This is a genomic window from Acinetobacter sp. P1(2023) (assembly GCF_028367635.1).
In the GTDB taxonomy this organism is placed as follows: domain Bacteria; phylum Pseudomonadota; class Gammaproteobacteria; order Pseudomonadales; family Moraxellaceae; genus Acinetobacter; species Acinetobacter pittii_E.
Map to the genome: position 1 here is coordinate 41,794 of NZ_JAQNDD010000014.1, position 12,416 is coordinate 54,209.

Sequence of the window (12,416 nt, forward strand, 5' to 3'; positions counted from 1 at the left end):
TTTTAAACTTAGAATTGTTCTGAGTTTAATGCTTGGCTGAATGCTTGGTCTACTTCGCTGAAGTCATTATGAAGCTCATGTTCCGCAGCTTCTGCTTCTTGACGACGACGTTCTAAGTGGTATGCAAGACCAGTACCTGCTGGGATCAAGCGACCTACTACAACGTTTTCTTTCAAGCCACGTAAATCATCTTCTTTACCTGTTACAGCCGCTTCAGTTAACACACGAGTTGTTTCCTGGAACGATGCAGCAGAGATGAATGAGTCAGTAGAAAGCGATGCTTTAGTAATACCCATTAATTGACGTTCAAACTTCGCAGGGAATTTGTTCTGAGCCAAGACAGCTTGGTTCTCTTGAACAACGCGGATGTAATCCACTTGCTCGCCTTTAATGAAGCTTGTATCACCGCCATCAGTGATATCAACTTTACGCAACATTTGACGTACGATAACTTCAATGTGCTTATCGTTGATTTTTACACCTTGGAGACGGTAAACGTCTTGAACTTCATTCACGATGTAGTTAGTTAACGCAACTTCACCTTTCAAACGCAAGATGTCATGTGGGTTTTGTGGACCATCAGAAATAGTCTCACCACGGTTCACATGCTCGCCCTCGAACACGTTGATTTGACGCCATTTTGGAATCAACTCTTCGTAAATCTCAGAACCATCATCAGGAGTAATCACTAAACGGTTTTTACCTTTAGTTTCTTTACCAAAGCTTACAACACCTGATACTTCAGCAAGAATCGCATGTTCTTTTGGCTTACGCGCTTCGAACAAGTCAGCTACACGTGGAAGACCACCGGTAATATCACGAGTACGTGATGTTTCTTGTGGTACACGACCAATAACGTCACCCACACCGATCGTTTCGCCATCACGGACAGTTACGATTGTGTTTTGTGGCAAGAAGTAGAACTGTTCGCCGCCATCTGTTGTATCCAACACGATTGCAGGACGTAAATCTTTACCAGAAGCAGGACGAGCTGTTACAGGCAAGATTTCAACAGTAGTCATACCAGTTGCATCATCAGTTTTCGATGTTGCAGTTACGCCATCAGCGATTTGGCTGAAACGCGCTTTACCGGCAACTTCTGTTACCAATGGATGTGTATGCGGATCCCAAGTCGCTACGATACCGCCAGCTTCTACAGCTTCACCATCTTTCAACAAGATGCTTGCACCGTAAGGAAGTTTATAACGCTCGCGCTCACGACCTAAATCATCGGCAATACCAATTTCACCTGAACGTGAAACTGAAACCAAATGGCCTTTTGCATGTTGTACAGTTTTCACGTTATGGAAACGTACAGTACCTTTGTTACGTACTTGAACACTGTTTGCAGCAGAAGTTCGGCTCGCAGCACCACCAACGTGGAACGTACGCATCGTTAACTGTGTACCTGGCTCACCAATTGATTGTGCAGCCATTACACCTACTGATTCACCTGGGTTCACCAAGTGACCACGTGCAAGGTCACGACCATAACAACGAGCACATACACCGAATGTTGATTCACATGCGATTACAGAGCGTACTTTAACTTCATCGACACCAGCTTCTTCAAGCTGAGCTGCGATTTTCTCGTCAATTAACGTACCACGAGGTAATACAACTTCATCATCAGATGCACGACGTACATCTTCAGCAGTTACACGACCTAAAACGCGATCACGTAATGGCTCGATGACATCACCACCTTGAATGAATGGAGTCATTACTAAACCACCCGCTGTACCACAGTCAGGTTCAGTAATTACCAAGTCTTGCGCTACGTCTACAAGACGACGAGTCAAGTAACCAGAGTTCGCAGTTTTCAATGCTGTATCGGCCAAACCTTTACGCGCACCGTGTGTTGAAATAAAGTACTGAAGTACTGTTAAACCTTCACGGAAGTTCGCTTTAATCGGAGTCTCAATAATCGAGCCATCCGGTTTTGCCATCAAACCACGCATACCAGCAAGCTGACGAATCTGCGCCGCACTACCACGGGCACCAGAGTCAGACATCATATAGATGCTGTTGAATGATTTTTGCTTCTCGTCTTCACCTTGTTTGTTTTTCACAAGTGTATAAGACAAGTTATCCATCATTGCTTTCGCAACTTGGTCGTTTGTACGCGCCCAGATATCGACAACTTTGTTATAACGCTCACCAGCAGTTACGAAACCTTGTTCGAACTGTTGTTCGATTTCACGAACTTCTGTTTCTGCTTTATCAATAATAGTGTGCTTAGTAGGTGGAATGAGCATGTCTTCCATACCTACAGATACACCTGAACGAGTCGCTTGACGGAAGCCCAAGTACATTAATTGGTCAGCAAAGATAACTGTATCTTTCAAACCAAGTTTACGGTAGCAAGAGTTGATCAATTTAGAGATGTTCTTTTTAGTCATCTCAAGGTTGATCATGTCAAAGCTTAAGCCTTGTGGAACAATTTCCCAAAGCAAACAACGACCAGGAGTTGTATCAACAATAATAGTTTCGTGTTCACGTTCACCATTTTCATTGATAACAGTCTGATGTACACGTACTTTAACACGTGCATGGATCGCAACCTGACCAGTAGCAAGCGCACGGTTTACTTCGTGAGTATCCGCAAACACCATGCCTTCACCTTTGGCATTTACAGCATCACGGGTGATGTAGTAAAGACCCAAGACAACGTCCTGAGAAGGAACGATGATCGGCTCACCGTTTGCTGGTGACAAGATGTTGTTTGTTGACATCATCAATGCACGAGCTTCTAACTGTGCTTCAAGTGTCAATGGAACGTGTACCGCCATTTGGTCACCATCGAAGTCGGCGTTAAACGCAGCACAAACGAGTGGGTGAAGACGGATTGCCTTACCTTCAATAAGAATAGGTTCAAATGCTTGAAGACCCAAACGGTGAAGTGTTGGCGCACGGTTCAACATAACTGGATGTTGACGAATTACAGAAGCAAGAACGTCCCAAACTTCCGGAGTCTCACGCTCAACCATTTTCTTCGCAGCTTTAATGGTAGTCGCCTGACCCGAAGCTTGTAGCTTCGCGAAAATGAATGGCTTGAATAATTCAAGTGCCATTTTCTTCGGAAGACCACATTGGTGAAGACGTAAAGTAGGACCTACAGTAATTACCGAACGACCAGAATAGTCAACACGCTTACCTAATAAGTTCTGACGGAAACGACCTTGTTTACCTTTGATCATATCTGCCAAAGATTTTAATGGACGTTTGTTAGAACCAGTAATCGCACGACCACGACGACCGTTATCAAGCAATGCGTCTACAGACTCTTGTAACATACGTTTTTCGTTACGTACGATGATATCTGGAGCAGCAAGGTCAAGAAGACGCTTCAAACGGTTGTTCCGGTTAATGACACGACGATATAAATCGTTCAAGTCAGAAGTCGCAAAACGACCACCTTCAAGTGGAACTAATGGACGTAAGTCAGGTGGAAGTACAGGAAGTACATTCATCACCATCCATTCTGGCTTGTTGTTTGAATCTTTGAATGCTTCCATCAATTTCAAGCGCTTAGACGCCTTTTTCAACTTCGTTTCCGAAGTTGTTTGAGGAATTTCTTCACGTAAACGTGCGATTTCAGCTTCAAGATCGATATCTTTCAACAAGTCCTGAACCGCTTCTGCACCCATTTTCGCAGTGAATTCATCACCGTGCTCTTCAAGTGCATTGAAGTATTCTTCGTCTGTTAAAAGTTGATACTTTTCAAACGGAGTCATACCAGGGTCAGTTACAACGTATGATTCGAAATACAATACACGTTCGATATCACGTAGTGTCATATCAAGTAATAAACCGATACGGCTCGGTAACGATTTTAAGAACCAGATATGTGCAACTGGAGAAGCAAGCTCAATGTGACCCATACGTTCACGACGAACTTTCGCTGTAGTTACTTCAACGCCACACTTTTCACAAATGACGCCTTTGTATTTCATACGCTTGTATTTACCACACAAGCATTCGTAATCTTTTACTGGACCAAAGATTTTGGCACAGAACAAACCGTCACGTTCTGGTTTAAAAGTACGGTAGTTAATTGTCTCAGGTTTTTTAACTTCACCATGAGACCATGACTTAATCATTTCTGGTGACGCAAGACCAATACGGATACGGTCAAACTCAATTGGTGCATGACCATCTGAGTCCGTTTTCTTACGCATGATATCGAGCAAGTCTTTCAATTTTTTTCTCCGTGTGTCGGGAAGCAACGCTTACCCGACTGGGTCACAAATATTGTTTTTACCTAAAAAATCGTGAGTCTTAAGACTTAATCACCATTTTTCAGTTCAATGTTGATACCTAAAGAACGGATCTCTTTGGTCAATACGTTGAACGATTCAGGCATACCTGGATCCATATAATGGTTACCATCTACAATATTCTTATAGATGCGTGTACGACCTTCAACGTCATCCGACTTAACAGTTAACATCTCTTGGAGAGTATATGCTGCGCCGTAAGCTTCAAGTGCCCAGACCTCCATCTCACCGAAACGCTGACCACCGAATTGTGCTTTACCACCAAGCGGTTGCTGTGTAACAAGAGAGTAAGAACCAGTTGAACGCGCATGCATCTTGTCGTCAACCAAGTGGTTCAATTTGAGCATGTACATGTAACCTACAGTTACAGGACGATCAAACTGTTCACCTGTACGGCCATCATACAATACTGTTTGACCTGTACGTGAAATACCAGCTAACTCAAGTAAGTCTTTAATTTGACTTTCTTCAGCACCATCGAATACAGGAGTAGCTAAAGGCACACCAGCACGCAAGTTGCCTGAAAGTGCTAAGATTTCATCATCAGTTAAGCTATCAAGATCTTCTTGCTCACCACCGACTTTGTTATAAATCTTGTCTAAGAATTCACGCAGTTCTAAAACTGTACGTTGTTCTTTCAACATTTTTTCGATTTTATCACCAAGCCCTTTAGCCGCCATCCCTAAGTGAGTCTCAAGAATCTGACCCACGTTCATACGAGATGGTACACCCAGCGGGTTCAATACGATATCTACCGGCACACCGTTAGCATCGTGTGGCATGTCTTCAACAGGTAGGATGTTAGATACAACACCTTTGTTACCGTGACGACCAGCCATCTTATCCCCAGGCTGAATACGACGTTTAACAGCTAAGTAAACTTTAACAACTTTCAATACACCAGTTGTTAATTCATCACCTGTAGCAAGCTTACGTTTCTTCTCAGCGAATTTCTCATCAATTTCTGCGCTCTTTTCTTTTAAGAACACTTGAATTTGAGTTAAACGCTCAGCGATTGCTTCATCTGCTGGTTGAATTTCAAGTAAATCAACAAGCTCTAAACCAGATAACACTTCTTCAACGAGTTTGTCACCACGTTTAGTTGAACCACCGCCATTAGACTCTTGGCCTTTAAGCAAACGAATTACACGCTCACGAGCTGCTTCTTCAAAGATCTTGTATTCTTCTTTCAAGTCTTTACGGTAAGCATCAAGCTGTGCTTTTTCGATAGCTAATGCACGATCATCTTTCTCTAAGCCATCACGAGTGAAGACTTGAACGTCGATAACTGTACCTTTAGTACCAGATGGAACACGTAAAGATGAATCTTTAACATCAGCTGCTTTCTCACCAAAGATTGCACGAAGCAATTTTTCTTCAGGAGTTAACTGAGTTTCACCTTTAGGGGTTACTTTACCAACAAGAATGTCGCCTGCTGTAACTTCAGCACCGATATAAACGATACCTGATTCATCAAGTTTAGAAAGTGCAGCTTCACCAACGTTAGGAATATCGGCAGTGATTTCTTCTGCACCTAACTTAGTATCACGCGCTACACAAGATAATTCTTGAATATGAATAGAAGTTAAACGGTCTTCTTGAAGTACACGCTCAGATAATAAGATCGAGTCTTCATAGTTGTAACCGTTCCAAGTCATGAACGCAACGCGCATGTTTTGACCAAGCGCAAGTTCACCCATGTCTGTTGATGGACCGTCTGCCAAGATATCACCGCGAGCAACTTTGTCGCCTAAATTCACGATAATATTTTGGTTGATACAAGTGTTCTGGTTAGAACGCGTATATTTAATGAGGTTGTAGATATCTACACCAGCCTCACCAGCAATCATTTCATCTTCGTTTACACGAATAACGATACGAGAAGCGTCTACGTATTCAATTGCACCACCACGGTTTGCGATCACACACACACCAGAGTCACGTGCAACGTTTGCTTCCATACCTGTACCTACAAGCGGTTTATCCGCACGTAGAGTAGGAACTGCCTGACGTTGCATGTTTGAACCCATAAGCGCACGGTTCGCATCATCGTGTTCAAGGAATGGAATAAGTGATGCTGCAACAGATACAACCTGCTGAGCAGAAACATCCATATGCGTCACTTTTTCTGGTGGCATACGTACGAATTCACCTTGATGACGAACAGAAACAAACTCTTCTGTTAAGTTGCCATCTTTATCTACTGCAGAATCGGCCTGTGCAATAACAGTGCCTACTTCTTCAATCGCAGATAGGTATTCAACTGCATCAGTTACTCGACCATCTACCACTTTACGGTAAGGTGTTTCTAAGAAACCGAAGTCATTTGCTTTTGCATATACAGAAAGCGAGTTGATCAAACCAATGTTTGGACCTTCCGGCGTTTCAATTGGACATACACGACCATAGTGAGTTTGATGTACGTCACGTACCTCAAAGCCCGCACGTTCACGTGTTAAACCACCAGGCCCAAGCGCTGATACACGACGCTTGTGCGTAATCTCAGATAATGGGTTGTTTTGGTCCATGAACTGAGATAACTGGCTTGAACCAAAGAATTCTTTGATTGCAGCTGCAACTGGTTTAGCGTTAATTAGATCTTGCGGAGACAAGTTATCTGTTTCTGCTTGGCTTAAACGCTCTTTAACAGCACGTTCAACACGAACCAAACCAACACGGAATTGGTTCTCAGTCATTTCACCAACAGAACGTACACGACGGTTACCCAAGTGATCGATATCGTCGACTTCACCTTTACCGTTACGGATTTCAACTAATGTACGTAATACATCAATGATATCTTCGTGCGATAAAATACCTTCTACTTCACGTGACTTCTGGTCAGTACCAACTTCGTATGGACGACCCAAACGACGGTTGAACTTCATACGACCTACTGGAGATAAGTCATAACGCTCAGAAGAGAAGAATAAGTTATTGAATAAGTTTTCAGCAGCTTCTTTTGTTGGCGGCTCGCCTGGACGCATTACTTTATAAATTTCAACTAATGCTTCTTCACGGCCAGCTGTTGTATCTGCACGTAATGTGTCAGCAACAAACGAACCACGGTCAATATCGTTCGTAAACAAGATATTGAACTGTTTAACACCACCTTCTGCTAGTTTCACCATAACTTCATGGCTTAACAAAGTATTAGCAGCAATTACTTCACCATCACGTAAAGTAATATTTTCAGCAGTAATACGCTCATATAAGTATTCATCAGGAACTGAAAGTTTTGTTAAACCAGCAGCTTCCATTTGACGTACGTGACGAGCATTAATACGTTTACCTTGCTCAACAATAACTTTACCGTCATTGTCAGCAATATCAAATTGCGCCATTTCCCCACGTAAACGTTCAGGGACTAGGTCAATCTGGTAACTACCCATATCAAGATACACAGGTACTTTTTCATAGAACAAATTCAAGATTTGTTCGTTGTTATAACCTAGTGCACGTAATACAACAGTAGCAAGTAATTTACGACGACGGTCAATACGTACGTAAACTAAGTCTTTCGCATCAAATTCGAAGTCTAACCATGAACCACGGTAAGGAATGATACGTGCTGAATACAACACTTTACCACTTGAGTGGGTTTTACCTTTATCGTGATCAAAGAAAACGCCTGGTGAACGATGTAATTGAGATACGATTACACGCTCAGTACCATTAATGACGAATGTACCGTTTTCAGTCATGAGTGGAATTTCACCCATATAGACTTCTTGTTCTCGTACGTCTTTAATTGATTTAGTTTCGCGATCTTTAATAATCAAACGAATTTTAACGCGCATTGGTGCCGCATAAGTCGAACCACGAAGAATACATTCGCGTACATCGAACTCAGGTTTACCAAGGCTATACTCAACAAATTCTAAAGCAGCATTGCCAGAATAACTTTCGATAGGAAAAACTGAACGAAATGCGGCTTGGAGACCGATATCTTCGCGGTTTTTTGGAGTTTTGCCATCTTGCAAGAATGTTCTGTACGAATCGACCTGAATCGATAGTAAGTACGGTGCATCCATTACTTGGGGCAATTTACCAAAATTCTTACGGATCCGTTTCTTTTCGGTATATGAGTATGCCATCTGGAGTCCTCGGAAAGTAAACTAAGCCCGCCTGCAGAACGGGCTCAGAAGGAATTACGCAGGCCGATATGGCCACCACTGTTTACAAATGCTGCAATTTTTAGTGGTATAAAAACGCTTAACAATATTTTTAAAAAAGAAAAATATTGGTAAACATTTGAAATTTATTGTTTTATTTTGATTTTCTCAAAAATCAAACAAAACTTACAAAAATCGAGCCGATTATTGTAACGCAAAAAGGCTGATGACCCAAGAGCCATCAGCCATTTTATGGAGCCGATTTAAAAACCGACTCCTTTTACAATTACTTAAGTGTAACTGTAGCACCAGCTTCTTCAAGTTTCTTCTTAAGTTCTTCGCCTTCTTCTTTAGAAACGCCTTCTTTAAGAACTTGAGGAGCACCTTCAACTAGGTCTTTAGCTTCTTTAAGACCAAGGCCAGTTGCTTCACGAACTGCTTTAATTACAGCTACTTTGTTAGCACCGAAAGAAGTCAACTCAACGTTGAATTCAGATTGTTCTTCAGCAGCAGCAGCAGCGCCACCAGCTGGAGCAGCAACAGCAACAGCTGCAGCTGAAACGTTGAATTTCTCTTCGAAAGCAGAAATTAATTCAACAAGTTCAAGAACAGTTTTTTCAGCAACTGCGTTTAAGATTTCTTCGTTAGTTAAAGCCATGAGAATAACTCCAAATGGATATTGAATGGTGTGTAAAATTGATTAAGCAGCTTCTGACTCGTTTTTCTCTTTGAGCGCTGTAATAAGGCGACCCAATTTCGAAATAGGAGCTTGAAGGACAGAGGCAAGCATAGTAAGAGCTTTCTCTTGGTTCGGAAGGTTTGCAATTACGCTAACGTCAGCACCTTGATAAACTTTGCCGTCAAATGCAGCAGCTTTTAACTCAAATGCTTTGTTAGTTTTAGCAAATTCTTCGAACAAACGTGCAGCTGCACCCATGTCATCTTCAGAAGTTGAAAAACCTAGAATTGTTGGACCAACAAGGTTATCGTTCAAGATATTGAATTGAGTATCTTGAAGTGCGCGTTTAGCCAAAGTGTTACGTACAATACGTGTAGAAACACCCAACTTACGAGCTTCAACACGAAGTGTTGTTAATTGCTCTACGCTTAAGCCTTGGTAGTCAGCAACAACGGCTGCAAACGCCTTAGAAGCAACTTCACTTACTTCCGCAACGATCTGTTTTTTGTCTTCAATAAGAAGAGCCATTGTAAAACCTCCTAAGGTGATTTATGTACCCACTGGGCACACTCCCAATTCGTAAGCCTTTCGACTTACACGCGGAGGAGGAACAAATCACACCACCGCGTCTACGCAGGCTGTTTTATTAAGAAAAGTGCTATTCGAAAACAACATCTTTTCGCCTGAGGTCTTTGACGCTGATAAATTCTCATTTATCAATTCAAAGTCCGCCTGATGAGTAAGGGATAAGGCTTTGGCCTCCCCCAACCTAATAGAAAAATATTTCTATTTAGGCTCTGTCCTCTATCAGGACTTTAAAATTCTTTACTAAGTCTAAACTTAGTTAGAAACGTTGTTTACATCAACAGTAAGACCAGGACCCATAGTTGAGCTCAAAGTGATCTTTTTGATGTATACACCTTTAGAAGTTGCAGGTTTTAACTTTTTCAAGTCAGCAACTAAGGTTTCAACGTTTTGACGGATAGCAGCAGCATCAAAGCCTAATTGACCGATCGCAGCATGGATAATACCCGCTTTGTCTACACGGTAACGAGCCTGACCAGATTTAGCGTTTTTAACAGCATTCGCTACATCAGGAGTTACAGTACCAACTTTAGGGTTTGGCATTAAACCACGTGGACCAAGAATTGTACCGAGCTTACCAACAACACGCATAGCGTCAGGAGCAGCGATTACAACATCAAAGTCAAGGTTTCCACCTTGGATGCTTTCAGCAAGGTCATCAAAACCTACAACATCAGCACCAGCTTCTTTAGCAGCTTCTGCTTGAGCGCCTTGAGCAAATACAGCTACACGTACAGTTTTACCAGTACCTGCAGGTAATGTAGTTGCGCCACGAACAACCTGATCAGATTTACGTGGATCTACACCAAGGTTTACAGCTACGTCCAAAGATTCTTTGAACTTTGCAGCAGGTAGGCTGTTAAGAACTTGTACCGCTTCTTCCAAAGTGTAAACTTTGTTTGCTTCAACAGCAGCAGCAATGGCTTTTTGACGTTTAGTTAACTTTGCCATGTCTTATAGCTCCACTTCCAAGCCCATAGAACGTGCAGAACCAGCGATGGTACGAACACGTGCGTCTAAATCAGCACCAGTTAAATCTGGTTCTTTAGTAGTCGCAATTTCTTCTAACTGAGCACGAGTCAACTTACCAACTTTAGTTTTGTTTGGTACAGATGAACCCTTTTGAATACCAGCAGCTTTCTTAAGAAGAATAGAAGCTGGAGGAGTTTTCATGATGAATGTGAACGACTTGTCGTTGTACACAGTAATCACTACAGGAATTGGAAGACCTGGTTCAACTTTTTGTGTAGCAGCATTGAATTCTTTACAGAATGCCATGATGTTTACACCACGTTGACCTAACGCAGGACCAATTGGTGGAGATGGATTTGCTTTACCAGCTGGAACTTGCAGCTTGATATAGCCGTCAATCTTCTTAGCCATTTTAAAATACCTCTGGGTACAAACGCCGCTAGGCTCCCCAATCTTTACGCAACACTACTGTTACAACAACAATGCCCGATAAAATCGGGCGCTTTTCAACCAATTAAGATTAAATCGTTTTTTCGACTTGGCGAAATTCGAGTTCAACCTGAGTTGGTCGATTAAATACATTAATCGTCAACGTTAAACGTGACTTATCGTATTGAACTTCTTCCACCACACCTTTAAAGTCTGTGAATGGACCGTCAATAACAAGTAATTCTTCACCTGGCTCAAACATCGTTTTAGGACGTGGTGCTTCACCAGTATTACGTACACGCGCAAGAATCGCATCTGCTTCACGCTGAGTGATTGGTGCTGGTTTTTCAGGTGTACCACCGATAAAACCTAGAACCTTTGGACATTCTTTAACAATATGCCAAGTATCATCATTCATTTCCATTTCGACTAACACATAGCCAGGAAAGAATTTACGCTCAGATTTACGTTTCTTACCATCCTTCATTTCCACCACTTCTTCGGTAGGAACAAGGACATCACCAAAGCTATCAGCAACAGCGCTACGCTGGATTCGTTCTGTAAGTGAACGCAACACTTGTTTTTCATAGCCAGAGTAGGCATGAATAATGTACCAACGTTTCATAGCTCTTTTACCCGATAATCAACTTAATTAACCAACCCAAACCATAGTCAAAGCACCATAAAACCAGTGATGCAACAACTACAACCAATAGAACCTGCCACGAAGTAGTGACTGTTTCTTGTTTTGTTGGCCAAGTTACTCGACGCAATTCGACTCGTGCATCTTTTAGCAAACGAACGAAGCCTTTACCTTGATGGGTGGCGTATAATAAACCTAAAGCCACAACGATACAAGCAAAAATTGCCCCAACGCGCACCCAAACATTATTTGCAGGCGCCCAATACGCTGGTAAGTGCTGATTCACCATGGTAGCTAAAAGCAACAATGCTATTGCAATCACCCATAGAACAATGTCTAGAGGCGAACCAGAACGAACAACTTCAGCAGAATTATTTCTTTGAGGAATTGGCGCGTCGCTCAATGCGTCACGCGATTTATCATTCGACATTTTTGTACTCGTCGTAGAACTCGCGACTTATTATATGAACAACTAAGCCAGCATCAAGCTTTTTATTTCAAAATATGGCAGGTCAGGAGGGACTCGAACCCCCAACATTCGGTTTTGGAGACCGACGCTCTACCAATTGAACTACTGACCTATAATGCAAGTTGAGAGCCAAAGCCCTCAACCTGAGACGTAATCCGTCACTATAATATGCTTGCAGTTACTTTCGCAACAACACCAGCACCTACAGTACGACCACCTTCACGGATCGCAAAACGTAGACCTG

The 12,416-nt window shown here is 42.3% G+C and carries 8 protein-coding genes, 1 tRNA gene and 1 pseudogene; all 10 read right to left on the reverse strand.

Annotated elements, in window-relative coordinates:
• Nucleotides 1–8: 8 nt before the first annotated feature.
• Nucleotides 9–4,202: a DNA-directed RNA polymerase subunit beta' gene (gene rpoC, locus POD11_RS16750; RefSeq protein ID WP_025470394.1), complete on the reverse strand. Its 4,194-nt coding sequence runs from the start codon at nucleotides 4,200–4,202 to the stop codon at nucleotides 9–11.
• An 86-nt stretch (nucleotides 4,203–4,288) separates the two neighbouring features.
• Nucleotides 4,289–8,377 carry a DNA-directed RNA polymerase subunit beta gene (gene rpoB, locus POD11_RS16755; RefSeq protein WP_016142416.1) on the reverse strand — a complete coding sequence of 1,363 codons (4,089 nt, stop codon included), beginning with the start codon at nucleotides 8,375–8,377 and terminating at the stop codon, nucleotides 4,289–4,291.
• Between the two features lie 304 nt (nucleotides 8,378–8,681).
• On the reverse strand, nucleotides 8,682–9,053 hold the full coding sequence (rplL, locus tag POD11_RS16760; RefSeq protein ID WP_001229360.1) for a 50S ribosomal protein L7/L12: 372 nt from the start codon (nucleotides 9,051–9,053) through the stop codon (nucleotides 8,682–8,684).
• Between the two features lie 42 nt (nucleotides 9,054–9,095).
• Nucleotides 9,096–9,602 carry a 50S ribosomal protein L10 gene (gene rplJ / locus POD11_RS16765; protein WP_016142417.1) on the reverse strand — a complete coding sequence of 169 codons (507 nt, stop codon included), beginning with the start codon at nucleotides 9,600–9,602 and terminating at the stop codon, nucleotides 9,096–9,098.
• Between the two features lie 312 nt (nucleotides 9,603–9,914).
• A complete protein-coding gene (rplA, locus tag POD11_RS16770) occupies nucleotides 9,915–10,610 on the reverse strand; it encodes a 50S ribosomal protein L1 (protein WP_005065788.1) in 696 nt (231 codons plus the stop codon).
• A gap of 3 nt (nucleotides 10,611–10,613) precedes the next feature.
• Nucleotides 10,614–11,042 carry a 50S ribosomal protein L11 gene (gene rplK / locus POD11_RS16775; RefSeq protein WP_001074682.1) on the reverse strand — a complete coding sequence of 143 codons (429 nt, stop codon included), beginning with the start codon at nucleotides 11,040–11,042 and terminating at the stop codon, nucleotides 10,614–10,616.
• Nucleotides 11,043–11,151: 109 nt separating this feature from the next.
• Entirely contained in the window at nucleotides 11,152–11,685 is a 534-nt protein-coding gene (nusG, locus tag POD11_RS16780) for a transcription termination/antitermination protein NusG (RefSeq protein ID WP_016142418.1), read from the reverse strand.
• 7 nt (nucleotides 11,686–11,692) lie between these two features.
• Nucleotides 11,693–12,133 carry a preprotein translocase subunit SecE gene (gene secE / locus POD11_RS16785; protein WP_002114837.1) on the reverse strand — a complete coding sequence of 147 codons (441 nt, stop codon included), beginning with the start codon at nucleotides 12,131–12,133 and terminating at the stop codon, nucleotides 11,693–11,695.
• A 75-nt stretch (nucleotides 12,134–12,208) separates the two neighbouring features.
• Nucleotides 12,209–12,284 (reverse strand) — tRNA-Trp (locus POD11_RS16790).
• Nucleotides 12,285–12,333: 49 nt separating this feature from the next.
• A pseudogene (locus POD11_RS16795) lies at nucleotides 12,334–12,416 on the reverse strand (hypothetical protein); the annotation flags it as partial.